24 protein-coding genes and 2 tRNA genes are annotated in these 24,728 nt (G+C 61.8%); 19 read left to right on the forward strand and 7 right to left on the reverse strand.

Features of this window, described 5'->3' with window-relative positions; genetic code table 11:
• Window positions 1-10 precede the first annotated feature (10 nt).
• The 4 genes from IV89_RS09960 (at window position 11) to IV89_RS09975 (ending at window position 2,927) form a co-directional block, all read left to right on the forward strand.
• Complete coding sequence (locus IV89_RS09960; protein ID WP_235183779.1) at window positions 11-1,207, forward strand: DNA cytosine methyltransferase; 1,197 nt, start codon at window positions 11-13, stop codon at window positions 1,205-1,207.
• 132 nt (window positions 1,208-1,339) lie between these two features.
• Complete coding sequence (locus tag IV89_RS09965; RefSeq protein ID WP_037944110.1) at window positions 1,340-1,756, forward strand: hypothetical protein; 417 nt, start codon at window positions 1,340-1,342, stop codon at window positions 1,754-1,756.
• Window positions 1,757-1,996: 240 nt separating this feature from the next.
• A complete protein-coding gene (locus tag IV89_RS09970; protein WP_037944109.1) occupies window positions 1,997-2,185 on the forward strand; it encodes a hypothetical protein in 189 nt (62 codons plus the stop codon).
• A 463-nt stretch (window positions 2,186-2,648) separates the two neighbouring features.
• Window positions 2,649-2,927, forward strand: a complete 279-nt coding sequence (locus IV89_RS09975; RefSeq protein ID WP_037944108.1) for a hypothetical protein — start codon at window positions 2,649-2,651, stop codon at window positions 2,925-2,927.
• Between the two features lie 149 nt (window positions 2,928-3,076).
• Here the strand turns inward: IV89_RS09975 and guaB are convergent, their stop codons facing one another.
• Window positions 3,077-4,525 (reverse strand): IMP dehydrogenase, encoded by a 1,449-nt coding sequence (gene guaB, locus IV89_RS09980; protein WP_037944107.1) that lies wholly within the window; start codon window positions 4,523-4,525, stop codon window positions 3,077-3,079.
• 239 nt (window positions 4,526-4,764) lie between these two features.
• On the opposite strand from guaB, the gene IV89_RS09985 reads away from it, so the two are divergent.
• From IV89_RS09985 to IV89_RS09995, 3 genes are all read left to right on the forward strand, one after another.
• Window positions 4,765-6,801, forward strand: a complete 2,037-nt coding sequence (locus IV89_RS09985; RefSeq protein ID WP_037944105.1) for an ASKHA domain-containing protein — start codon at window positions 4,765-4,767, stop codon at window positions 6,799-6,801.
• Window positions 6,802-6,890: 89 nt separating this feature from the next.
• Window positions 6,891-6,964: transfer RNA gene (locus IV89_RS09990), tRNA-Gly, on the forward strand.
• Window positions 6,965-7,130: 166 nt separating this feature from the next.
• Window positions 7,131-7,553 (forward strand): lysozyme inhibitor LprI family protein, encoded by a 423-nt coding sequence (locus IV89_RS09995; protein ID WP_235183778.1) that lies wholly within the window; start codon window positions 7,131-7,133, stop codon window positions 7,551-7,553.
• 21 nt (window positions 7,554-7,574) lie between these two features.
• On the opposite strand, the gene IV89_RS10000 is transcribed toward IV89_RS09995, so the two are convergent.
• The gene (locus IV89_RS10000; protein WP_037944103.1) at window positions 7,575-8,903 is read right to left on the reverse strand and encodes an ATP-binding protein; all 1,329 of its coding nucleotides are present in this window, start codon (window positions 8,901-8,903) and stop codon (window positions 7,575-7,577) included.
• A gap of 45 nt (window positions 8,904-8,948) precedes the next feature.
• Here IV89_RS10000 and IV89_RS10005 point away from each other — a divergent pair, with 45 nt between their 5' ends.
• Both IV89_RS10005 and IV89_RS10010 read left to right on the forward strand, forming a co-directional pair.
• Window positions 8,949-9,860 (forward strand): MBL fold metallo-hydrolase, encoded by a 912-nt coding sequence (locus IV89_RS10005; protein WP_037944102.1) that lies wholly within the window; start codon window positions 8,949-8,951, stop codon window positions 9,858-9,860.
• An 81-nt stretch (window positions 9,861-9,941) separates the two neighbouring features.
• A tRNA-Asn gene (locus tag IV89_RS10010) sits at window positions 9,942-10,016 on the forward strand.
• A gap of 283 nt (window positions 10,017-10,299) precedes the next feature.
• Here IV89_RS10010 and IV89_RS10015 read toward each other — a convergent pair.
• Both IV89_RS10015 and IV89_RS10020 read right to left on the reverse strand, forming a co-directional pair.
• Window positions 10,300-12,612: a molybdopterin cofactor-binding domain-containing protein gene (locus IV89_RS10015; RefSeq protein ID WP_037944100.1), complete on the reverse strand. Its 2,313-nt coding sequence runs from the start codon at window positions 12,610-12,612 to the stop codon at window positions 10,300-10,302.
• Window positions 12,605-13,075, reverse strand: coding sequence for a (2Fe-2S)-binding protein (locus IV89_RS10020; RefSeq protein WP_037944099.1), 471 nt, complete (start codon window positions 13,073-13,075; stop codon window positions 12,605-12,607). The genes IV89_RS10015 and IV89_RS10020 overlap by 8 nt, the downstream gene beginning before the upstream one ends.
• 323 nt (window positions 13,076-13,398) lie before the next feature.
• Between IV89_RS10020 and IV89_RS10025 the strand changes: the two genes are divergently transcribed.
• The gene (locus IV89_RS10025; protein WP_037944098.1) at window positions 13,399-13,944 is read left to right on the forward strand and encodes a YaeQ family protein; all 546 of its coding nucleotides are present in this window, start codon (window positions 13,399-13,401) and stop codon (window positions 13,942-13,944) included.
• 60 nt (window positions 13,945-14,004) lie between these two features.
• On the opposite strand, the gene IV89_RS10030 is transcribed toward IV89_RS10025, so the two are convergent.
• Together IV89_RS10030 and IV89_RS10035 are read right to left on the reverse strand one after the other, a co-directional pair.
• Window positions 14,005-14,385 (reverse strand): VOC family protein, encoded by a 381-nt coding sequence (locus IV89_RS10030; RefSeq protein WP_037944097.1) that lies wholly within the window; start codon window positions 14,383-14,385, stop codon window positions 14,005-14,007.
• 54 nt (window positions 14,386-14,439) lie between these two features.
• Entirely contained in the window at window positions 14,440-14,829 is a 390-nt protein-coding gene (locus IV89_RS10035) for a nuclear transport factor 2 family protein (RefSeq protein ID WP_037944096.1), read from the reverse strand.
• Between IV89_RS10035 and ftrA the strand changes: the two genes are divergently transcribed.
• On the forward strand, window positions 14,828-15,901 hold the full coding sequence (gene ftrA, locus IV89_RS10040; RefSeq protein WP_037944095.1) for a transcriptional regulator FtrA: 1,074 nt from the start codon (window positions 14,828-14,830) through the stop codon (window positions 15,899-15,901). The two genes, IV89_RS10035 and ftrA, sit on opposite strands and share 2 nt — an antisense overlap.
• A gap of 124 nt (window positions 15,902-16,025) precedes the next feature.
• Window positions 16,026-17,186, forward strand: a complete 1,161-nt coding sequence (locus IV89_RS10045) for an amidohydrolase (RefSeq protein ID WP_037944093.1) — start codon at window positions 16,026-16,028, stop codon at window positions 17,184-17,186.
• Between the two features lie 33 nt (window positions 17,187-17,219).
• On the opposite strand, the gene ampC is transcribed toward IV89_RS10045, so the two are convergent.
• On the reverse strand, window positions 17,220-18,386 hold the full coding sequence (gene ampC / locus IV89_RS10050) for a class C beta-lactamase (RefSeq protein WP_037944092.1): 1,167 nt from the start codon (window positions 18,384-18,386) through the stop codon (window positions 17,220-17,222).
• A 208-nt stretch (window positions 18,387-18,594) separates the two neighbouring features.
• On the opposite strand from ampC, the gene IV89_RS10055 reads away from it, so the two are divergent.
• The 7 genes from IV89_RS10055 (at window position 18,595) to IV89_RS10085 (ending at window position 24,696) form a co-directional block, all read left to right on the forward strand.
• Window positions 18,595-19,509: an ABC transporter substrate-binding protein gene (locus IV89_RS10055; RefSeq protein ID WP_037944091.1), complete on the forward strand. Its 915-nt coding sequence runs from the start codon at window positions 18,595-18,597 to the stop codon at window positions 19,507-19,509.
• Window positions 19,510-19,592: 83 nt separating this feature from the next.
• The gene (locus IV89_RS10060) at window positions 19,593-20,693 is read left to right on the forward strand and encodes an ABC transporter permease (RefSeq protein ID WP_235183777.1); all 1,101 of its coding nucleotides are present in this window, start codon (window positions 19,593-19,595) and stop codon (window positions 20,691-20,693) included.
• The gene (locus IV89_RS10065; RefSeq protein WP_037944089.1) at window positions 20,690-21,625 is read left to right on the forward strand and encodes an ABC transporter ATP-binding protein; all 936 of its coding nucleotides are present in this window, start codon (window positions 20,690-20,692) and stop codon (window positions 21,623-21,625) included. Before IV89_RS10060 ends, IV89_RS10065 begins: the two co-directional genes overlap by 4 nt.
• Window positions 21,622-22,356 carry an ABC transporter permease gene (locus tag IV89_RS10070; RefSeq protein WP_037944088.1) on the forward strand — a complete coding sequence of 245 codons (735 nt, stop codon included), beginning with the start codon at window positions 21,622-21,624 and terminating at the stop codon, window positions 22,354-22,356. The genes IV89_RS10065 and IV89_RS10070 overlap by 4 nt, the downstream gene beginning before the upstream one ends.
• A 76-nt stretch (window positions 22,357-22,432) precedes the next feature.
• Window positions 22,433-23,083 carry a DUF1007 family protein gene (locus IV89_RS10075; protein WP_037944086.1) on the forward strand — a complete coding sequence of 217 codons (651 nt, stop codon included), beginning with the start codon at window positions 22,433-22,435 and terminating at the stop codon, window positions 23,081-23,083.
• Window positions 23,068-23,982: a membrane protein gene (locus tag IV89_RS10080; protein ID WP_037944085.1), complete on the forward strand. Its 915-nt coding sequence runs from the start codon at window positions 23,068-23,070 to the stop codon at window positions 23,980-23,982. Before IV89_RS10075 ends, IV89_RS10080 begins: the two co-directional genes overlap by 16 nt.
• A gap of 45 nt (window positions 23,983-24,027) precedes the next feature.
• Window positions 24,028-24,696, forward strand: a complete 669-nt coding sequence (locus IV89_RS10085) for a GntR family transcriptional regulator (protein ID WP_081858785.1) — start codon at window positions 24,028-24,030, stop codon at window positions 24,694-24,696.
• Window positions 24,697-24,728 lie beyond the last annotated feature (32 nt).

Genomic DNA, 24,728 nt, shown 5'->3' on the forward strand with positions numbered 1-24,728 from the left:
CGATGTCGATATGGAATTGCCGGAATCTGCGATATCTGGTATCGGCGGAGAGAACAAAACAAGACTCGGGGCAAACATGGGCAAACGCAGGACAGCGATAGATCTCTTCTGTGGTGCGGGCGGCTTGTCCGCTGGACTGGAGATGGCGGGCTTCACCGTTCTGGCTGGCAACGACCTGTTCGATGCCGCGGGCAGGACTTTTGCCGAAACTCACCCCATGGCGAAGTTCGTGCCTGGTCGCATCCAAGACCTCAAGACAGATGAGTTTCTAAAGGCAGCAGGCCTCAAGAAAGGCGAGCTCACTGTCCTCGTCGGCGGCCCTCCCTGCCAAGCCTATTCGGTCTACAATCACCAGCGCGGAATGCATGATGAGCGGGCTACACTCTTCCGCGAATACCTCCGAATCGTCGAAGCCCTCCAACCCGAATGGATCGTGATGGAGAACGTTGCGGGGATCTTCTCGATCGGCGGCGGCGAAGCTGTGCACGCGATCCAGAATGAACTCGGCGCTCTTGGATATGACGTCAAGTTCGAGGTCCTGAAAGCAGAGCAGTTCGGTGTTCCACAAGAGCGGCGCCGTGTCGTATTCATCGGCAACAGGATCGGCGCGCCTATCAAGCATCCTGCGCCGACGCATGGCCCAGGCCTCATACCGTATGTGACCGTCCAGGACGCGATTTCCGATCTACCCGCGCTGGAGAACGGCGAGAATCTGGGTGTTGTGCCCTACGCTACCGAGGCGACGTCGGAGTTCCAGAAGCTGCTCCGAGGCAATCTGACGGCGGTCACCTGCCACGCGGCGCCGCGGCTCGGAAAGGTGAACGTCGACCGTCTGGCGCACATACCACCTGGTGGAAGCTGGCGCGACATCCCATTCGACCTGCTCCCGGCAGGTATGCAACGCGCGAAGCGATCGGACCACACCAAGCGGTATGGGCGGATGACGTGGGGCGGGCTCTCCTGCACCGTCTTGACGAAATGTGACATACACTGGGGCGCCTACATCCACCCCGAACAGGACCGCGCGATTTCCGTCCGGGAGGCTGCCCGCCTGCAGTCGTTCCCTGACAGCTTCACGTTCTCCGGCTCCAAGACTGAGCAATATGTCCAAGTCGGCAACGCCGTCCCGCCACTCCTCGGCAAGGCTATCGGTCAGGCGCTGATCGAGGCAATGAATGCCGCGGAAACAGAGGAGACGGCTGCATAGAGATCATAAACCTTTTAACGGCTTAGAAGAAATATCGCTGCCAAGTCGGAATTCTTTTTTAGATTCCCACGTCGTTCCTATTTCCTTGTAATCGGCATCACACAAGACCGATGAACAAAGGAAGGAAAGACAATGACACTTTCGAACCACCAAGTGCTCGACGTCACCAAGCGGATCTCGCGCGCCAATGAGGTTTCCGAACTTTCGGATATTAAATTCGGGTTGTCGCTGGCATCGGAACTCATCACCGATGAAGGCGATCGAGCCAAGATCCTTGCCGCCATGAAGATCGCCTCATGCATAGCAGCCGAAGTCCAAAGGAAGCAAGACGCGGGCCTTCTCGCGCGGACAATTGAAGCGCTCGCTCTCTACGATGAGCATGACGAGAAGCTCGCATGTCTCAAGCGTATGGGATGGATTCTGGACGATGCCATCGAGGCCGGGATTATCGAAGATACAACGTCTGTCGAGGCTGCGATGATCAGGATGCGTCGCCCAGCGAAATCCTCGAGGAAGTCGCCGAGCGCGCAAATGTCCTGCCCGACGTAAAGAGTGCCAGGACCTGGAAGGGCAAGCGGGTCTACATCGATCTCTGCTCCAAGAACCATATGTTCCGCGGCGACAGGAACCACCAGCTCTACTTCGGCGCCGATAACATCATCGTCAGTGAGCATGGCTCCGGGATCACCTCGTCGACATGCGACGAGGCAGTCGAGAAATTTCTGGCCGAATTCGCAGCATAGTCACAACCCATCTCCACCTCCCCGCCGGGTGGTAAGGAGAACCAAAATGACAAAACTTGAAAAAATTGACGGCGTGTTCGACGGCTTCATCGATGCTAATTACGAAACGAAAGACCCGCGCGAAACAGAGTATAAGCGGCTTGCTGCACTACCTGACGCGACATTCCAGAGCGTGTTTGGCGGGGCCGTATATGAGCACGCTCGTGATCGGCTTTCGAACGCTGCAGCATATTAGGGCTACTCACAGCGCGACCGTGATGCACATTGGCCTACGGCTCTGACAGATGGACTGCGGATATTCTCAGAACACGAGCTTGCCAAAGGCCTGGACGGCAATCCTACGCAAGATAACATTAAAACTGCTACCAAGTGATCAAACCAGTTCCTCGACGGTTGGAAAATGATGACAGGCAACGACATGAAGGGCGGTCAGCTGTCGTCTTACCAGCGCCTGCAGATCGGGAAAGGTGTGCCAGAAAACTTCAGGTCATCCGCGCGTGTGCTGCGCGACACTGGGGTTACAAGGTTCGTCGATAAGCAAATTAGGCGTGGCAATAAACTTGTATACGGTAAGCGCAACCACGCAGATGCAGCAGCTAAGCGCATACGAATCCGCAGGAAGCCTGACGATGTGAGACAACCCTCGCATCCTCGGCGGCACTTCAATATGAGAGCCGCCAAAATGCGAGGAGATTTCCATGAAGATTGAAGATGAATACGCGGCCGCATTCAGTAAACTGGAGGCGGCCGTTGCTGCGTTTGCGGAGGTGCTTGAGCGCAGTCCGCTTGCTTTGAGTGCAATTCACATCGAGCGTGATGGTGCCACAGATTACACCCTGATGAATCGGACATATTACGAAACACTCGATGCCAAGGCAGCGGCATGGGATGAAGGTCCGCGAGACGTCGTCGCGGAGGATGTGGCCGAAGCCTATTTGCTGGCGCGGATAAAGCGTCACGCCGAAGGCGGTTCCTGAGACCCGCCCAAACTCCTCAAATCTGCATCTACTCCACCTGTTCATGCATCTATACTGCATCTATAAAAGGCGATAGTTCCTGATACGTTCCGACATCTTAGATGCAGTGGCGCTCCAGGCCCAAACCTGAAGCGCTATATTTTACTGACCTACCCAATACGGTAGTTGGGCGACTCTCGAGTGATCTGCACATCATGCACGTGGCTTTCAGACAGACCCGCGTTGGTGATCTTGACGAAAGTGCAGTTCTTGCGCATCTCTTCGACCGTGGCGCAGCCGGTATAGCCCATGGCCGCACGCAGCCCGCCGACCAATTGGTGCACAACGGCATTGGCAGAGCCTTTATACGGCACCTGACCTTCGATCCCCTCTGGCACCAGCTTGTCCGATGCGGCGTCTTTCTGGAAATACCGGTCGGCAGAGCCCCGCGCCATGGCGCCAAGGCTGCCCATGCCACGGTAACTTTTGAAGCTACGGCCCTGGTACAGGATCACCTCGCCGGGGGATTCATCGGTGCCCGCAATCATGCTGCCGACCATCGCGCAGGACGCGCCTGCCGCAATCGCCTTGGCGAAATCGCCCGAGAACTTGATCCCGCCGTCAGCGATGATAGGCACATCGCCCGCGGCTTTGGCGCAATCCATGATCGCCGTCAGCTGCGGCACCCCGACACCGGCTACCATTCGCGTTGTGCAGATCGACCCGGGCCCGATGCCAACCTTGACGGCATCCGCCCCCGCATCGATCAACGCACGGGTCGCGTCCCCTGTGGCGACGTTGCCCGCAACGATCTGCACGTCGGACGACAGGTCGCGGGCACGGCGCACCGCCTCTGCCACGCCGGCGGAATGGCCATGCGCGGTATCGATTACGATCATATCCACGCCCGCCTCGACCAATGCTTGCGAGCGTTCATAGCCCGCGTCGCCAACGGTCGTAGCCGCAGCAACGCGCAGACGGCCAAGGTTGTCTTTGCAAGCGGTGGGGTTCAGCACAGCCTGTTCGGTGTCTTTCAACGTCAGCAGACCCGTCAGCTTGCCCTTGGCGTCGGTGACCAACAGCTTCTCGATCCGGCGCGCCTTCATCAGGCTGATCGCCTCGTCGCGGTCGGCGGGCTCTTGCAGCAGCGCCAGATTGTCGGAGGACATCATCAGGCGCACCGGCGTCGCATCATCAGAAGCAAAGCGCATATCGCGGTTCGTCACAATGCCCACAACGCGGCCTGCGTCATCAACAACGGGGAAGCCCGTGACACGGTAGCGTTCCTGTAGCGCCTTGGCGTCGGCCAGCGTCTGGTCCGGGCGCAGGGTGATCGGGTTGTAGACGATGCCGGATTCAAACCGTTTGACGCGGCGCACTTCCTTGGACTGTTCGTCGATCGTGAGGTTGCGGTGAATGACCCCCATGCCCCCCGCCTGCGCCATGGCAATCGCCATGCGGCTTTCGGTGACCGTATCCATCGCAGAGCTGAGCAGCGGAATGTTCAGCGCGATCGATTTGGTAACGCGGGTCCGCGTGTCAGCCGTAGACGGCAACACGTTGGATGCCGCAGGCACCAGTAGTACATCATCAAAGGTCAGAGCCTCACGAATCTCCATTTTGCACCTCGGCTTGCATGGGTTCATTTGGCGGTTTCATATTTCATGGATGGGTTTGATTGGAAAGACCCATTTGCACGCTAACTGCATTGCTCGACGCGCATACGTGATCCGCGCAGCCGCTGCCATGGGGGTACAGGGGCACAGACAGGCGCAGATGGCAGGAATTATGCCGCATCGCGGCTTTCACCTGCCGCCTGCTACGCTATGGTGCGCCAAAGTGTTGAGGATAAAGATAGATGAGCAACGATCCCCTTGTGGTATTCACGCCTTCGGGCAAACGCGGTCACTTTGCCAAGGGCACGCCGGTGCTCACGGCGGCGCGGCAGTTGGGCGTTGATCTGGATTCCGTCTGCGGCGGGCGTGGCATCTGTTCGAAATGTCAGGTCTCGCCCGGATATGGGCAGTTCTCTAAGCACGGGGTCACCGTGGCGCCGGATGCGCTGTCCGAATGGAACAGCGTCGAACAACGCTACAAGGACAAGCGCGGTCTGATTGATGGCCGCCGTCTGGGCTGTCAGGCGCAGATCATGGGCGACGTGGTGATCGATGTGCCCGCCGAAAGCCAGGTGCACAAACAGGTGGTCCGCAAACGTGCCGAGGCGCGCGATATCGTGCTCAACCCGTCGACCAAGCTCTTTTACGTCGAGGTGCAGGAACCCGACATGCACGACCCCTCGGGCGATCTGGAGAGGCTCTGCGACGCCCTGCGCGATCAGTGGCAGCTTGAAAATGTCACCGCCGATCTGCAAATCCTGCAAACGCTGCAACCTGCGCTGCGCAAGGGCGCATGGAAAGTCACCGTCGCCGTGCATTTGGGCGATGATGAGAACCCGGCCCGCATCATGCATCTCTGGCCCGGCTTCTACGAAGGGTCGCTTTACGGGCTGGCGGTCGATCTGGGCTCCACCACCATCGCCGCGCATCTGTGCGACCTGCAGACCGGAGAGGTCGTGGCCTCTTCCGGCGTGATGAACCCGCAGATCCGCTTTGGCGAAGACCTGATGAGCCGCGTCAGCTATTCGATGATGAACGAAGGCGGCGCGGCAGAGATGACCCGCGCGGTCCGTGCCGGTATGAACACATTGTTCGATGAAATCAGCACCGAGGGCGGCATCGACAAGGGCATGATCGTGGATGCGGTGTTTGTCTGCAATCCGGTCATGCACCACCTGTTTCTGGGCATCGACCCGTTCGAGCTGGGGCAAGCGCCCTTTGCGCTGGCCACGTCAAACGCGCTGCGTCTGCGCGCCATGGACCTGGACCTGAACATCCACCCCTCTGCCCGCGTCTATCTGCTGCCCTGCATTGCGGGCCATGTGGGCGCGGATGCCGCCGCTGTCGCCCTGTCGGAAGCCCCCGATAAATCCGACGATCTCGTGCTGGTGGTCGATGTGGGCACCAACGCCGAAATCCTGCTGGGCAACCGCGATAAAGTGCTCGCCTGTTCGTCCCCCACCGGTCCCGCCTTCGAGGGGGCGCAGATCAGCAGCGGCCAGCGCGCCGCCCCCGGCGCGATCGAACGGGTAGAGATTGACCCCGTCACCAAGATCGCCCGGTTCAAGGTGATCGGCAGCGACCTGTGGTCCGACGACCCCGCTTTCCTATCTCAGATCGGTGCCAGCGGCGTGACCGGCATCTGCGGCTCGGGCATCATCGAAATGGTCGCTGAAATGCGCATCCACGGGATCGTCGACGCCCCCGGCCTGATCGGCACGGCTGAACAAACCGGATCGGCCAATGTCTTTGCCGACGGGCGCACCAATTCCTATCTGGTCTATGATGGCACCGCCGATGGTGGCCCGCGCATCACCGTGACCAACCGCGACATCCGCGAAATCCAGATGGCCAAGGCAGCACTCTATTCCGGCGCGCGGTTGCTGATGGATAAATTCGGGGTCGATCACGTGGACCGCGTGGTGCTGGCCGGTGCCTTTGGCGCCCATATCAGCCCCAAGCACGCGATGATCCTCGGCATGATCCCCGACGCCCCGCTCGACAAGGTGACATCCGCCGGGAACGCCGCAGGCACCGGCGCGCGCATTGCCCTGCTTAACACCTCCAGCCGCGCCGAGATCGAAGAGACCGTCCGCAACATTCACAAGATCGAGACCGCCATCGAACCCCGCTTCCAAGAGCATTTCGTCAACGCCTCTGCGATCCCCAACGCGGTAGAGCCCTTCCCGATCCTCAACAGCATCGTCACGCTCCCGACCGAGACCTTCAACACCGGCGGCGACAGCTCCGGCGGCAACCGCCGCCGCCGCCGCCGCTAAGGTCTGCCCGCAACCATCGGCAAAGGGCGCGTCAGGCAAAAACCCCGCTTGACGCACCCGCCACATCGGATTAAGTCACCTCACGGCGCGCGGGTATGGTGAAAAGGTATCACGGCAGCTTCCCAAGCTTTAGTTACGAGTTCGATTCTCGTTACCCGCTCCAAGCCTTCCCTAAAGTTTATCTCAATCCTTTTCGGGGATCGCGGCATGTCTTGCCGCCAAGAGCCGTTTGTCGATCATCGCCCTTGACCCGACCGGTAGCATTCCGCCGTGCTTTGCGGCAGTATCTCTTTCGTAGCTTTGCCATGTTGCCCGAAAGGATACGCCAGATGTTGAAATACGTGTGCTTTTCGCTGCTGTTGATCCCGGCAACGGCCACCGCTGAACAACTACCCCCTGAATCAGACCTTTTGTCAGACTGCACCGCGCCGCAGACAGATCCGAACGCCGTGCATCAATGTCTGTTTGCAATGGGCGATCAGGTGGAGCGTGACATGGTGCGCGCCTATCTCGATGCCCAAGCGGCGCTGGCTGCGTTTGATCAGGCGTTTTCGCGAAAGGCCGATGCCTCGGCGAGCGCGTTGCTTCAAAGCTCTCAGATCGCATTTGAAGAATACCGCAAATATCACTGCGCGTTTCCCGAACGCTTGTCGTTGGGGGGAACGGCCGCGATCAATGTGACGCTGAGCTGCCGGATTGACCTGACGCGATCGCGCATCGAGCAGTTGCAAGACTACGCCACCGCACGCTGACGCCACCGGTGCCTTGGCGCATTACCGTGCAATGACGATATCCGCGCGCAGACCGCCCAGAGTGTCCGAGCTGCCCAACCGCAGCACGCCGCCATGCGCGCGGGCGATGTCGGTTGCGATGGCAAGACCAAGGCCCACGCCGCCGCTGCCACTGTTCTGATTGCGCGCGGGGTCAAGCCGCGAGAACGGGCGCACGGCCTCGATGCGGCGATCCTCGGGGATGCCGGGGCCGTCGTCCTCCACCCTGATCCGCAGGGTTTTATCCGTCAGCAGCACAGATACCTCGGCCCGCGCCCCATAGCGCACCCCGTTCGAGATCAGGTTATCCACCGCGCGCAAAATCGCCATGCGGCGCAGGCGGACGGTGCCGGTGCCGTCGCCTTCGGGCGGGAGCAAGGTCACGTTGCGACCAGCGCGTTGCGCATCCTCTACGGCGGTCTGCATCAGGGCGTGCGGGTCCAGGGGTTCGGCGTCCCCCTCTGCGGTGCCTTTGGCGAAATCAAGGAAGGCATCCAGCATGCCTTGCATATCATCGACGTCCTGCAACAGCGGCTCCGCGTCGTCCTCGTCGATCATCGACAGGCCAAGCCGCATCCGCGTCAAGGGCGTGCGCAGGTCATGGCTGACCCCCGACAACATCAAGGTGCGCTGTTCAATCTGCCGTTCGATCCGTGCGCGCATATCGACAAAGGCCGCCCCCGCCGCACGCACCTCGACAGCGCCTGTCGGGGTATATGGCACGTGACGCCCGCGGCCAAAGGCTTCGGCGGCGCGGGCCAGCCGCTTGATCGGGCGCAGCTGGTTGCGCAGGTAAACGAAGGAGATCAACGTCATGACAAAGCCGAAGCTGAACGTATACACGAACAGCTGATGCGGGTTCTGCGCCGAGATCCTGCGCCTCTCGAACTGGAGATCCAGCGGGCCAAAGCGCGACTGCACATAGAGATGCACCCCAGTGGGCCGCGTCAGATCAAGGCTCAGGAAGGACGGCAGATACTCATCGAACCGCGCCACCATCACCCGACCGGAATAATCATACCACGACATCCGGTTGCGCGTCGGCACCTCACTGGCGGACACAGGCGTCACCCCCATGTCCAGCGCGGCCAGCCGATCTTGCACCGTGGCGGGCACGGCAGCGGCGGAGGGGGCATCATCGACCACCTGCATGACCAGTTCGACCTCGCGCAGGACCGTGTCGGTCATTTGGTTGGTGACCCCCTCATAGTTCCGCTGTGCAAAGATCACGGTCATCACGAGCTGCAAGATCACCACCGGCAAAAGCAGGATCAGGGCAGCGCGCCCATAGATGCCACGGGGCATATATCGTTTGAGCCAGACGAAGAACATGGGATAGACCTTAGCCAGCCCCCTGCCCCAGCGAAAGGCCAAACCATGCTGCCCCCTGACGACTTCGACCCCGCCATCGGTATTGCCGAGATCTTGGAACCGGGCCTGCGCCGCATCGTGGCCGACAACCCCTCGCCCATGACCTACCGTGGCACGAATACCTATCTGCTGGGCACGCGCGGCATCGCCGTGATCGACCCCGGCCCCGCGTCGCCGCGGCACCTGCAAGCGATACGCGATGCCATCGGACCCGAACAGCACATCAGCCACATCATCGTAACCCATACGCATCTGGACCATTCGCCCCTCGCGCGCGACCTTGCCCGTGCCTGCGGCGCGCCGATACTGGCCTTTGGCGACGCGTTTTCTGGCCGCTCTGAGGTGATGCAACAACTGGCCGCCGTGTCCGATATTGGCGGCGGCGAAGGCATTGATGCAGAGTTCATCCCCGATCGCCCCCTAACTCACGGAGAGACCATCGCCGGCGACGACTGGACGCTGAGCGTGATTCACACCCCCGGCCATATTGGGAACCACATCAGCCTTGACTGGAATGACGCCTGTTTCACCGCGGATCACGTCATGGGCTGGGCCAGCTCGCTGGTGTCGCCGCCGGATGGGGATCTGACCGATTTCATGGCATCTTGTGCCGAGCTGCAAAAAAACGACTGGCGGGTGTTCTATCCGGGTCATGGCGCGCCGGTGACCGACCCTGCGGCAAGGCTCGATTGGCTGGTGTCGCACCGCCTCTCGCGCGAGGCGGATATCCTGCGTGCCCTCGACCAAGCCCCCGCCACCGCCGCCCAACTTGCCGCCGCGATCTACACCGAAACCCCGCCTGCGCTACTGGGTGCCGCGACCCGCAACGTCCTTGCGCATCTGATTGACCTTACAGGTAAAAACCGCGTCGCTCCGGTTGAATCCCTCTCTGCGACAGCCACCTTTCGCCGGGTCTGAAAATCTTTTGAAAAAATCTGGAAAAAAGTGGCAAAACCCTCTGGACGCCGGAAATTACCATAGCTATACGGTGCAGACCGTTCCGACGTAGCTCAGCGGTAGAGCAGTTGACTGTTAATCAATTGGTCGTAGGTTCGATCCCTACCGTCGGAGCCAACTTCCCCTTAGGTGGTTGGCGGTAAACGAAAAAGCGCTCCTTCGGGGGCGCTTTTCGCGTTCGGGGGCCTGCGTGGCACATCCTTTGCGTTTTAGCTGATGGGGTGCCAATCCCACGCAACACGGTGCGCAGAACGGCGCGATGCGCAGCGGCGCAGCGCGGTGGGAAAAGGAACAAATCTCGGGAAATATGGGCAACGGTGCCAACCGGATGTGAATCAGCTGCGGGCACTTGGGTTACCGGAACGGGCGGGCGCGATGACTGCGCCCGCCCGATCTGTTTTTAGGACTTCATCGCGGCAAGCACAGCATCGCCGGTGATCGGCAGGTGACGCACGCGCGCGCCCGTCGCGTTGAAGATCGCATTCGCGATCGCGGGTGCGATCACGGTGGTGCCGGGCTCGCCCAGACCAACGGGTACTTCGGTGCTTTCGACAAAGTCGATTTCAAGCTCGGGCACATCGGTCAGACGCAGTGGCGTATAGGCCCCGAGGTTCAGGTCGATGACGTTGCCGTTCTCGATCCGGGTGCCTTCATGCAGCGCCATCGACAGCCCCCAAAGCGCTGCACCTTCGCATTGCGCGCGCGCCCCGTCGGGGTCCACGACGGTGCCGCAGTCAAACGCCAGCCACATCTTCTGGACATCGACCTCGCCCGTTTCAGGATCAACCGCCAGCTTGACCGCCGCCGCTGTCCAGGTCGGCATGCTGCGCGACTGGCCATAGGTGGTGGCAATACCGATTGCGGTGCCCTCGGGCAGCTCTGCACTGCCATAGCCCGACATCTCTGCCACGCGCTGCAAAACAGCGGCCTGACGTGATGCCCCACCAACCGCATTGGGCGCAGAGCCCGCGTTGATGCCTTCGGCCTTCAGGTGATCCAGACGGAACTGCAACGGATCGGCACCGACTTTATGCGCCGCTTCATCCATGAAGCTTTCCACGGCAAAGTTGGTCCAGCCCGGTCCGACAGACCGCAGCCAGCCGGGACGGAAGGTCGCATTCGCCAGATCGTTCGAGATCGCCCGCACCTGATGCGCACCCACCGTGTACCAGTGATCGGCACCGTCGATGGCAAAGGGGTCATAGGGTTCTTCGTTGACACCTTTGGGCATGAAACCCGGTGCCATCACCTGCGTCGGCCAACCGGCGGCGGCGTGGTGTTCCATACCCGTGACCGATTTGGCATCGTCGAACGCCATGCGCAGTTTTTGCACGGACGGCGACCGGATGCTGTCGAACTGCGCGTCTTCTTCGCGCGAGAACACCAGCTTGACCGGCTTGCCAACAGCTTTCGAGGCGAGTGCGGCAGGCACGATATAGTCGCCATTCAGGCGACGGCCAAAGCCCCCACCCAGCATATAGCTGCGCATCACGATCTTATCGGCGGGCACTTCCAAAGCGGCGGCCAGCGTGGGCAGGATCAGCGATTGCCACTGGTTGCCCGCGTGAGTTTCCCAAACACCATCGGCGTTCTGGAAAACCGTGGCGTTCACCGGCTCCATCTGGAAGTGCAGCACGGATTGCGTGGTGTATTCGGCTTCGAGCATGTCGGCGGCGGCATCAAAGGCAGCGGTCGTGTCGGGCTGCTCTGTGTGCAGGATCGACCCTTCCTCGCCCTGGATCAGCTCGCGCGAGCGCGCCTGGATATCCTCTTCCGAGACATTCGCCGTCTCGCCCGAGGTCCAGTCGACGCTGATCTCGTAGGTCGCCGTGCGCGCGGCGTGCAGCGTTTTGCCCAGCACCACAACCCAGCCCGGCACAGTGCCCGACGGGTCTTCGATCACCACGGTTTCAAGGTAGCCCTTGATGTCCTTGGCACCGCTATCGTCCACGGCATTTACCTTGGAGCCATAGCGCGTCGGCGGCAGCATCGGCACGCCGTACACCATCCCGTCGACCTTGGCATCCAGACCATAGATCGCCTGACCCGTGGTTTTCGTATCCAGATCAAGCGGATGCACGTCCTGACCCACAAGGCGCAGGTCAGCGTGGGGTTTCAGCGGCAGCGCTGCAAGCTCTTCTTCGGTGAAGCTGCGGTCAAGACCCTCGGCCACCAGATCACCATAGCTGATGGTTTGCGTGCCATCGGTCACCGCACCGTCGCGTGCGGTCAGACCCGAGGCATCAACACCCCACTTTGCCGCTGCGGCTTCGATCAAGGCGGTCCGGCCAGCGGCCCCCGCTTGACGGTAGACGGGCCAGCTTTGCCAGATCGACCAGCTGCCGCCGGTGACCATCAGGCCCCATTTCTCGGCTGTATCGACATGGGTGATGTGTACGTTTTCCCATGCGACTTCCAGCTCGTCCGCCAGAATACGCGCGATGGCGGTGCCGACGTGTTGGCCCATCTCGGCACGGATGATGTTGACGTTGACCTGACCGTCAGCGTCGATCCAGTACCACATCGACGGCTCGAACGTGTCGCCATTGGGCGTGACCGGCGTGCCATCGGGCACCGCAGGGTTCATTGCGGCGTTCGATGCCTGCGGGAAGCCGAATGCAACGCCAACGGCCGTCATGGAGACAAGGAACCCACGACGGGTCATCTGGGGTTGCGTCTGTGCGCCTGTGAGGCGGGAAATCAAATTAGCCATTGTCGGAGCCTCCCATAGCGGTGGCGGCATCGCGCACGGCTTGACGGATTCGGGTATAGGTCATGCAGCGGCATAGGTTGCCGGTCATCACCGCGTCGATGTCGTCATCGCTGGGGTTGGGCGTGTCTTTCAGCAGCGACGCTGCCTGCATGATCTGACCCGACTGGCAATAGCCGCACTGGGGCACGCGCAGGTTCCGCCACGCTTCTTGCACAGGGTGGTTGCCGTTTTCGTCCAGCCCTTCGATGGTGGTGACCTTCATACCTTCGACATCCGAAAGATAGGTGATGCAGGACCGTGTGGCCGTCCCCTCGATATGCACGGTACACGCGCCACAGGCACCGATGCCACAGCCGAACTTGGTGCCGGTCAGTCCGATCTCGTCACGGATCGCCCACAGCAGGGGCGTATCCGGCTCAGCGTCGACAGAGACCTGCCGTCCGTTCAATTCGAATTCAATCATTAAGTCGTTGTCCTTGGGTAATTTTTGCCTAGGGCGGAGGGCGCGTATAACAGCGTGGTTTCGAACTGGTCAACATAGGTTTCATGGCACCCTTTGACAGGTCTGGACCAAGATGATCACGGGATTGTCAGACGTCCGTGCGCGATACGCGTTTGACGATCTTACACGGAAAGCACACTTGGCGAAAGAATATTTCGCCACCCCTCACACACGCATGATTTTTCACAGCGCAGTCTCGCCTTGTTTATCCAGTCACCGGCAGGTACTGCCCCCCATCACCAGACTGTATAGGACAGTCCGGTCATCAAGGGTCCGGCAACGTCATGGCGCAAAATTCTCTGATCTACAAAGTCGAGCTTTCGGTCTCGGACATGGATCGCCACTACTACGAGACCCACAAGCTGACCGTGGCCAAACACCCGTCGGAAACCGATGAACGTCTGATGGTGCGCCTGCTGGCCTTTGCCCTGAACGCGCATGAGCATCTTGAGATGACAAAGGGCCTGTCGACCGATGATGAACCCGATATCTGGCAAAAAAGCCTGAGCGACGAGATCGACGTTTGGGTGGCTCTCGGCCTGCCAAGTGAAAAGATCATCCGGCAGTCCTGCAACAAATCCGCGCGGGTCGTGATCTATTCTTATGGCGGCAAAACCGCAGAGGTCTGGTGGGACAAGGTCCGCAGCAGCACCGCCCGTTTCGACAAGCTCGAGGTCGTCAATCTGGCAGAGCATGACACCGCGGCGCTGGCAAAGCTGGCCAGCCGCGCGATGAAGCTTGGCGTGCATATTCAGGACGGTGACGTGATGGTCAGCGTCGATGACAGCGTCGTCTACCTGACGCCCCAGACGTGGAAAGACGCGGGCTGACGCGCCACTGGCGTAGGGAGTGACCCCTCGCCAGCGCGCATTTAAGCGAAACTTGTGCCGCTACTGCATGGAGTGGAAACCGACCATATTGCCCTCGGTATCCTGACACACGAGGATCCAGCCAAACTCACCGATGGATGTTTTCGGCTGCGCGACGCTGCCGCCCGCGCTGGTCGCGCGTTCCTCTTGGGTGGCGCAATCCTCGACCATGAAATAGACAATCGTGCCCCCGACCCCTGGCCCCGCATAAGGCGCTTTGGTCAGCGCGCCCCCCGCGCCATAGGCTGTCATCTCGGTCGGGAAGCTCATCATCTGCATCTCACCGCTGGGGTCTGGCATCGGCTCCAGCTTGGTGTCGAGCATGGCTTCGTAGAACCCGACTGCCCGATCAAGGTCGTCCACATAGATATCGAACCATCCTACGGCATTCATCTTGGTCATTTCCTATCCCTTTCAAATGTTTGGTGTTGTCGTAAAATCGAATTGCCCCGCCGCTCAGACCGCATTGGAAGCATCAATGCGCCGCTCAAGATGCCAGATCTTCGATACAATCTGCCACCCCTGCGCGCCCTTCACGAAACCAAGGTGATCGACGAAGACATTGTCATGGGCGCGGATGCGGATTTTCACCGTTGCACTCAGCGGCGACAGCATGTCGATCATCAATACCTCGGCCTCGCGCGGTTGCCCGGTGCTGGCAGGAGAGACGCGGGCCCCGACATCGCGGCTGAAACTGTCTATCGGCTCTACAAAGACCGTCCCATTGTCGCCGTCAAACAGGCTTGAGCTCGGGTGGAACACGGCATTCAGCTTGTCGGTGTCACACTCGTGTATCGCGTCAAAATAGGTCTCTATCGCGCTCAGCAGGTCAGGGTGCAGGGTCATGTCAAACCTCCGGTATGTGTTGCTGATCCAAGATTGCCATTTCTGCGAAACCCGCGATACTGGCTATATTGACAAGCTTCGGTCGGATTCTGCCAAAATGTCCCAAACTGCGCCCCGAAACGCCCCCTTGGTCTGTGCGCTTGCCTATGACGGGCTGTGCACCTTCGAATTCGGCATCGCGGTAGAGCTTTTCGCCCTGCCCCGACCCGAGTTCGCGGATTGGTATCGCTATGCGACAGTTAAGGCCGAACCCGGTCCGATCCGCGCCACGGGCGGCATCACGATCGAGGCGCAGGACGATCTTGATCTGCTGCGGCAAGCCAGCCTGATCATCGTGCCCGGCTGGCGCGGTGCCGATGCCCCTATCCCGCCCGCGCTATGCGCCGCCTTGCAAGACGCCTATGCTCAAGGCGCACGGATCGCGTCGATCTGTTCCGGTGTCTTTGTTTTGGCTGCGGCGGGGCTGCTGACAGGCAAAAGCGCCACAACCCATTGGCGATACACCGATAAGCTGGCCGCGCGCTACACTGACATATCCGTGGACCCTGATGTGTTATTCGTGGAAGACGACAGGGTTTTCACCTCCGCCGGATCGGCGGCGGGGCTGGATCTGGGGCTGCATATCATTCGGCAGGATCACGGCGCGCAGGTCGCTGCGTCTGTCGCCCGACGGCTTGTCCTTCCCGCACAACGCGATGGCGGGCAGCGCCAGTTCGTGCCCCGCCCCGAGCCCAAGGCGCGGATGGGGTCGGATCTTGCGGCGCTACAGGATATGATCCGCGCCACACTCGACGAGGACTGGCCGATGGCGCGTATGGCACAAACCGCCGCGACCAGCGGACGCACGCTTGCCCGCCGGTTCCGCGAAGAGACAGGCGACACCCCCCTTAACTGGCTCAAGCTTGAACGGGTGTCCCGCGCCGCTGAACTGCTGGAAAATAGCGCCATCCCGCTGGCCGATATATCAGATGTTTGCGGCTTCGGCTCGGCCGAGAGTTTTCGCCGCGATTTCCGCAAATTGATGGGCGTTCCTCCGATCCGGTATCGCGAAAGGTTCGGGTCTGCCGCCTAGTCCCGACCCCTACGCTCGGTTTCCCGCACCGCCCGCACAAACGCGCCTACACTGCACCCGTCGCGTTTGCTAAGGCTTTGACCTAACATACCAGAAAACCCCGAAGCAGAAGGCGTCGCGTTTTATGTTGACCAATAGTGATCTTGTGGAACTGACCGAATTTCGCCGCGCGCTGCACCGCCATCCAGAAGTCTCTGGTGAAGAGGTAGAGACCGCAAAGACCATCGTTGGCGCGCTAAAGCCCATGTCGCCCACCCGCATCCTGACAGGTCTTGGGGGGCACGGCGTCGCGGCGGTGTTCGACAGCGGCACGGCTGGCCCGACGGTCCTGTTCCGCGCCGAGCTTGACGCCCTGCCGATAGAAGAACGCAACAGCGATATCGATTGGCTGTCCGAGGTTGCGGGCAAAAGCCACGTGTGCGGCCACGATGGTCATATGACGATGCTGCTGGCTTTGGGGCGCATGATCGCGCGCAAACCGGTTGCCACGGGGCGCGTGGTGCTGATGTTCCAACCCGCGGAAGAGGACGGCAGCGGGGCCAAAGCGGTGGTCAGCGACCCCGCATTCGACGCGATCAAACCGGATTGGGCCTTTGCGATCCACAATGAACCGGGCAGTCCGTTCGGCTTTGTCTCCACCCGCGTGGGGCTGATCAACTGCGCGTCGATGGGGCTCAAGGTCAAGCTCAGCGGGAAAACTGCCCATGCCGCCGACCCGCAAGACGGGGTATCGCCCGCGCTCGCGGTGGCACGGCTTATCCCCGCGCTGGATGATCTGGGCCACGGCGACGGCGGCCCGCGCAACGACGACTTCCGGCTGGTCACCGTCACCCACGCCACTATAGGAGAGCCGACTTTCGGCATCGCGCCGGGTGCAGCAGAGGTGTTTGCCACCCTGCGCACCGCCGGCGATGCGGGGCTGGAAAACCTTGAGGCCGCCGCGCGCGATCTCGCATCAACGATTGCCGGTGAATACGGTCTTGGCGTCTCTTTCGAGGTGCATGACCATTTCGCCGCTTCGATCAATGACGCAGACGCCTATGCCGTAGCGACCAAAGCGATGGCGGCGATCGGCGTGCCTTTTGGCGAGGAAAACGTACCCATGCGCGCCTCCGAGGATTTCGGCGTATTCGGCTGGGGGGCCAAAGCCGCGATGCTGTGTCTCGGACCGGGGGAGGATCACGCGGCCCTGCACAACCCCGACTATGACTTCCCCGATGACCTTATCCCCATCGGCAGCGGGATCTTTGACCGCATCGCCCGAGATCTTCTGGGGACGGCGTAACCCGCCCCCTTCTGAACGCGCCGCCCAAGCCCGCTAGTCCTGCGTCGCCAGCAAATCGGTGATCAGCGCATGGGTCGCACGAACCCGCGCCTCGTTCGGGTAGTTGCGGTTGGCAAGCACAACGATCCCAAGGTCTTGCCCCGGTAGCAGCGCGACATACCCGCCGAACCCGTTGGTCGCGCCGGTCTTGTTCAGGATCACATCGCGCTGCGGCGGCAACGGTGGGGTCAGGCGGGTCGCGGGCTGGGGCGACAGGATAAAGTCATAACCGTTGCCCGCCTCCATCTTGGCGACATCGACAGGCCAAGGGTACTGCTCCCATATCATGTCTTGGGTGTAATAGGCCGTCTCTGCCTGCCCCTGCCGTGTGCGTTCAAGCGCTGCGGTCAGCGCGGGATCTGCGCCGCCGCGGCCCAGCTCCAGATCCAGCAGGCGCAGCATATCGCGAGCGGTCGATTTCACCCCATAGGCTTCATCTGCCAACACGCCGGGGTTAACGCGAATGGGCGCATCCGTCTTGCGGTCATAGCCAAAGGCATAGCGATCCATCGCGTCATCCGGCACGTCGACATAGGTGCTGCCAAGCCCCATCGCGGGAAACAGCACATCCTCAGCCGCTTGGGCAAAGGACATCTGCATGGTCTGTGCCGTGATATGCCCCAGCAAGCCGATGCTGACGTTGGAATAGCTGCGTGTCCCCGGTTGCGGCGGTTGCCAGCCCTCTAGCCAGCGGATCAGCTCGGGCACATTGCCAACCTCGCCGGGAACCTGAAGCGGCAAGCCACCGGTGACATGGGTGGACAGATCAACCAGCCTTATCGCGCCGAAAGCGGCCCCCTCAAGCTGGGGTATGCTGTCCGACACAGGCGCATCCAGATCAAGCATACCGCGGTCTTCAGCCAATGCGGCCAACGTCGCGGTGAAAATCTTGCTGATCGACCCGAGTTCAAAGATCGTATCCGGCGTCGCCGCGACATTGCCTTTGCGCGCCGCCACACCCGTCGCATAGAAGCTATGCTGCCCCTGCCAGGTGATGCCCACGACCAATCCGGGGATTCGATATTGCTCGATTACCGGCGCAAAGCTGGCACCTGCGATATCGACAATCTGCTCGCTTGTGGCGCCTTGTGCGAACAGCGAGGCGGGAAGAGCAAAGGGGACCGACAGCACGACTGCCAGCGCGAGGTTGGGGAATTTCATATCTGCTTCGACCTATTTATGGGTGTTGCCGACGTCATTAAGCGGCACGCCTTCGATGCACAAATGCGAAAATGCGCGGACGGACCGGTGCGCGCCCCGCCGCTTGCCGCTTTCGCAGTAATTTCCCTTGGCTTCCCGGCTTGGCCCGCTACCTTGATCCCCAAGTTGTACAAACCAGTCACTTTTTACGCCAAGGAGCCTGCATCTCATGAAAAATTCCCTTCGTATCACCGTATCCGCCGCGACCCTTACCGTAGCACTCGCCTCGGCCGCAGCCGCCGACATCACCGTATCGTCCAAGATCGACACAGAAGGCGGGCTGTTGGGCAATGTCATCGCCCTTGCGCTCGAGGACGCGGGCTTGCCTGTCGAACGCCGCCTGCAACTGGGCGGCACGCAGGTTGTCCGCGAGGCGCTGCTGTCCGGCCAGATCGACATTTACCCCGAATACACCGGCAACGCGGCCTTCTTCTTTAACGAAGCAGACAGCGACGTGTGGAAAGACGCCGAAGCCGCACACGCCCGCGCGGCCGAGCTCGACTCCGCGCAAAACGATGTCACATGGCTGACCTCGGCCCCTGCCAATAACACATGGGCCATCGCGGTGACCGGCCCCGTGGCGCAAGACAACAACCTGACCACCATGTCCGATTTCGGCGCATGGGTCGCGCAGGGTGGCACGGTCAAGCTCGCGGCCTCGACCGAGTTTGTGTCCTCCCCCGCGGTGCTGCCCGCGATGCAGGACACCTACGGGTTTGAACTGAACGCGGACCAGACCGTGATCCTGTCCGGCGGTGATACAGCGGCCACGATCCAGGCCGCCGCACGCGGCACATCGGGTGTGAACGCCGCGATGGTCTATGGCACCGACGGCGGTGTCGGGGCCACAGGTCTGGTGGTGATGGAGGATGACAAAGGCGTGCAGCCCGTCTACGAGCCCGCCCCCATCGTCCGCGCCGAGGTACTGGCCGAATACCCGTCGATCCCCGAGGTGCTGAACCCCATTTTCGAGGGGTTGGATATGGCGACGCTGCAAAAGCTCAACGGGCGGATTCAGGTGGGCGGTGAACCGGCAGAGGCCGTGGCGCGTGATTACCTCACCCAAGCCGGGGTGCTGGACTGATCCGGGGCACGATGTCCTTGCAAACCCCTCGGGCGCGGCTATCCGCGCCGGGGGTTCTATTTGCCGTTCTGGGGACCGCAGCGATGCTGGCCCCCTTTATGACGCTGGCCGCAAACCGCATCGTGGCGGGGGACGCGGTGCCGATCTGGGCGGTGGTCCCCGTATCGCAGACGATCCCCGGATTGGCAGCGATCGCGGCGGGGCTGGCGTTGGGCCTACCTGCAAGACACGTGGGGCTGCGTCTGGCGGGGCCGCTTGTGGGGCTGGCGGGATTGCTGTGGCTGATCGTCCAGGGCGCACCAGCGCTGCTGGAGGGCGCGGGCGATTACGCAAGGGTCTCTCCGGCGGCGGGGTTCTGGTGCTTGCTGGTGATCTTTGCCCTGCTCATGGCCGATGCAATCACCGCGATGAAACCGGGGCCCTTTCAGCGCGCACTATTGCTGACAGCGGTGCTGGGTGCCCTGTGCGTCGTGCTCGGCTCTGGCGCGCTGGCACCGCTGTCGGTGATGCAGGAATTTGCCGCGCGCCGTGACGCCTTCGCGTCCGAGGCAACGCGTCACCTGTGGCTGGCCTTCGGGTCGCTTGGCATGGCGGGGCTGATCGGCTTTCCCATCGGCGTTCTGAGCCACCGCAAGCCCGCGCTACGCAGCGCGATCCTGCCGGTGCTGAGCTTTCTGCAAACCATCCCCTCGCTCGCCATGTTCGGGCTGATGATCCCCCTGCTGGGCTGGGTCGGTGCCACCGTGCCCGGTGCGCGCAGCATTGGCATCGCGGGCATCGGATTTGCACCGGCCTTTGTCGCACTGGTGCTCTATTCGCTGCTGCCCGTCGTGGGAAACACCGTGGCCGGTCTGGCCGCCACGCCGCCGCAAGCCCTGAACGCCGCGCGCGGGATCGGCATGACAGCGGCCCAACGCCTGTGGCGCGTGGAACTGCCCATTGGCCTGCCCGTGATCCTGACCGGGCTGCGCATCGTGCTGGTCCAAAACATCGGGCTGGCGGTCATCGCGGGGCTGATCGGCGGCGGCGGCTTTGGCACATTCGTGTTCCAAGGGCTGAACCAGACCGCGACAGACCTGATCCTGCTGGGCGCGCTGCCCACGGTCGCGCTGGCCCTGACGGCGGCCATCGTGATGGATATTCTGGTCGACCTGACCCGCCGCCTCCCCAAGGAGACACCATGATAGAGATCGACAATATCACCAAAATCTACGACAGCGCCCGCGCCGTCGACGGCGTGTCGATGACCATTGATACCGGCACGATCACCGTAATTGTGGGCACATCCGGTTCGGGCAAGACAACGCTTTTGCGGCTGATCAACCGGCTGGAAGAGCCCACCTCGGGAGAGGTGCGGATCAACGGACAATCAACACTCGACGTCAAACCGCATATCCTGCGGCGGCGGATCGGATATGCCATTCAGGGGCACGGGCTGTTCCCGCATCACACGGTCGCGCGCAATATCGGCGCGGTGCCGCAACTGCTGGGCTGGACCCGTGACAAGATCGACGCCCGCGTGGACGAACTGCTTGATCTCTTCTCGATGGCACCACAAGAATTCCGCCACCGCTACCCCTCTGAACTGTCGGGCGGGCAACAACAACGTGTCGGCGTGGCACGGGCTCTGGCCTCGCGCCCTGATCTGATCCTGATGGATGAACCCTTTGGCGCGCTCGACCCGATCATCCGCACCCGCGCGCAAGAGGATCTGCGCCGCATCCAGCAGGCGCTCGGCTCCACCATCATCCTCGTGACCCATGATATGGAGGAAGCCATTCGTCTGGGCGACCGCGTGGCGGTAATGGATGGCGGCAAGCTGGTGCAACATGCCACCCCGGCAGAGATCATCACCCACCCCGCGACCGATTTTGTCGCCGATATGGTGGGCGATGTCGAACGCCCGCTGCGGCTGCTTTCCCTCACCCCGCTGGCTGAGGTGATGGAGGACGGTCCCGCCAACGGCGCGCCCCTGCCCCGCGAGGCAAATCTGCGCGACGCGCTGTCGGCCTGCCTGTGGACAGGACGCAGCGCCGTGCCGATCACCGATAAGGGCAAGATCATCGGCCGCGTGACGCTGGACGCGATCCGCGCCCGCGCCGAGGTGCACGCATGACAGCGGGCAATCTGCTACGCGCCGGTTTGCTGGCGCTGCTGCTCGCTCTGGTGCTACGGCCCGATTGGTTCGCGCCGCTCTTTGCGCCGCTGGCCCCGGCGGGCGGACCGGTCATTTACGCACGCAGCTCTTTGCTCTCGCTCTCGCTCAGCCATCTCGGGCTGGTGGCCCTTGCATCTGTCGCCGCGACGCTGGTGGCGGTGACGCTGGCGATCTTTGTCACCCGTCCTGTGGGCGCGTCCTTCCTGCCGCTGTCGCGCACGATCACCAACATCGGTCAGACCTTCCCCCCCGTCGCGGTGCTGGCGCTTGCCGTGCCTGCCTTGGGGTTCGGGGCGGGGCCGACGCTGGTGGCGCTGTTTCTCTATGGGCTGCTCCCGATCTTCGAGAATGCGATCACCGCCCTATCAACCCTGCCCCCCGCCACGATGGAGGCCGCACGCGGCATGGGGCTGAACCGCTGGCAACGCCTGTGGCGGGTGGAGCTTCCCCTCGCCGTGCCCGTGATCCTGACCGGCATCCGCCTGTCCGTCGTCATCGCCCTTGGCACCGCCACCATCGGCTCCACCGTTGCCGCGCGCACCCTGGGCGAAGTCATCATCGCCGGGCTGCTGACCAACAACACCGCCTATGTGCTGCAAGGCGGGTTGATCGTGGGACTTTTTGCGGTGCTTATCTATGATGCGATGGCCCAGCTTGAACGCTACCTGAGCCGTCGCATGGGTGGGTAAACCGCGCCGAGTGGAAGCGCGCCTATCCGCCGCCCGCGCAATTGCGCCCCCTGTCCAAGACTTGTATCACAGCCCTATGATCCGACAGCTCGCCCCTTTTGTCCTCACCCTCTGGGCCGCGCCGCTGGCCGCGCACCCCCATGTGTTCATCGACACGCAGCTCTCGCTTGTGGCCGACGATCAAGGGCAACTGACCCATGTACGGGTGACCTGGGAGTATGACGCGCTCTATTCCTTGCTGGTGACCGAGGATATGGGCCTTGATGCCGACGGCGACGGGTCGCTCACGGAAACGGAGCTTGCGACGCTGAACGGCTTTGACATGCAGTGGGTCGACGGGTTCAACGGCGATCTGGTCATCCGCGCCGAGGCGAGCAATATCGCGCTGTCCGGCCCGACCGAGATTGCAACGCAGTTTGACAACGGACAGATCACCACGATGCACACCCGCGCGCTGGAAACCGCTGTCCCCGCCGGGACAGCGATCACGATCAAACCCTATGATGCGACCTATTACACCGCCTACGATATCACGACCGCAATAGACACCACGCGCGCGCCGACCTGTCGCGCCCGCGTCGCCATGCCCGATGTCACCGCCACGATGGAGGCGCTGCAACAACAGCTCGCCCAGCTTGATGCCCAGACCGATCCTTCCGACGCGGGTCTGCCGGATATCGGCGCGCAAATGGCCCCGACGGTGAATGTGACATGCGCCGCGCCCTGACCGTGATCGCCTTGGGCGTGGTCATCGCCCTTGCCGCGCTGTGGTGGACTGGCGGCTTTGACCGGCTGGCGCAATGGGCTGCGGCGCATCAACGCGCGTTTCAAAACAGCATCGCCCTCTCGCTTCGCGCCGTGCGTGCGGGCCAGCCAGAGGCGGTAACCGCCCTGCTTTCCGCCTGTTTCGCCTATGGTGTCGTGCATGCCGCAGGCCCCGGTCACGGCAAGGTGTTGATCGGCGGCTATGGCGCGGCCAAGGCTGTGCCGATGCTGCGACTGTCGGTGATCGCGCTGCTGTCGTCGCTGGGTCAGGCCGTGACGGCGGTGGCTCTGGTCTATACCGGCGTGAGCCTGTTGCATTTGGGGCGCGAGCGTATGATCTCGCTGACAGAGGCGATTATGGCCCCCGTCAGCTATGGCGCGATTGTCTGTGTCGGGCTGTGGCTGTTCTGGCGGGGCCTGCGCCATTTCCGCGCGACGCTTCCCACGCCGCAAGATCATCACCACCATCACCACCAGCACGACCATGACGGTATCTGCGCCACCTGTGGCCATGCGCATGGCCCCACCGCTGAACAGGTTCGACAGGCAACCACCCTGCGCGAGACGCTGCTGCTGATCGGATCTATCGCGGTGCGGCCCTGCACGGGGGCGTTGTTCGTGTTGATCATCACGCTTCAGATGGGGATCGCGGGCGTCGGGATTGCCGGTGCTTTTGCGATGGCCTTTGGCACGGCGACCATCACGATCGCCGTGGGGCTGGGGGCCGGCGCGTTGCGCGGCGGCGTGCTCGCCGGATGGGCCAGTACCCCCCGTGCAGCCCAGATCGCCGCCCTGATCGAGCTTGCCGCCGGGCTTGGTGTAGCCCTGTTGGCGGGGGGATTGCTGCTGCGGACGGTCTGAGTTTACCCGCTCGACAAGGGGGACGGTCAAAACTATCTATAATCCATGACCCAACCTAGATCAGAGACCCACTCCGCCCGGATCGCGCGCATATTGGCCGACCGCATCATCTCGGGGCAGTTGGCTCCGGGCGCGCGGTTGCGGCAAGACCACATCGCGCAGGAATTCGGCGCAAGCCATGTGCCCGTGCGCGAAGCCTTCCGTCTGCTAGAGACACAATCACTTGCAGAAAGCCTGCCAAGACGCGGATTTCGCGTCACTTTTTTCGATATGGCAGAGCTGCGGGAGGTCGCCGAAATGCGCGCCAGCCTCGAAGCGCTCGCCCTGCGGCACGCCGCACCCAACCTGACGCCCGATATCCTTGCCAAGGCGCAAAAGGCCAACCTGCAAGGAGACAGCGCCCAGAATGTACATGAATGGGAAGAGGCAAACCGCTGTTTTCACAGATTAATTTTAGAACCCTGCCAGATGCCGCGGCTGATGCGGTCGATTGACGACCTGCAAGCGGCAAGCGCGCGGTTCATTCTGCGGGCGTGGCGGACAAATTGGGAAGCCCGCACCGATCACGACCACCGTCTGATCCTTGACGCGCTGCGCAAAGGTCAGGTGGATCTGGCCTGCACCACGCTCTCGCGCCATGTGGGGTGGATCGGCAAGCGCAGTCGCACCCTAAAAAATCAAATCGGCTCAGGCACTTCCGAGTTTTTCAGATAATTATCTATAATCTGAATTGTCAGCAGGCGCGT

Origin of the sequence: Sulfitobacter sp. CB2047 (assembly GCF_000735125.2) — a bacterium.
In the GTDB taxonomy this organism is placed as follows: domain Bacteria; phylum Pseudomonadota; class Alphaproteobacteria; order Rhodobacterales; family Rhodobacteraceae; genus Sulfitobacter; species Sulfitobacter pontiacus.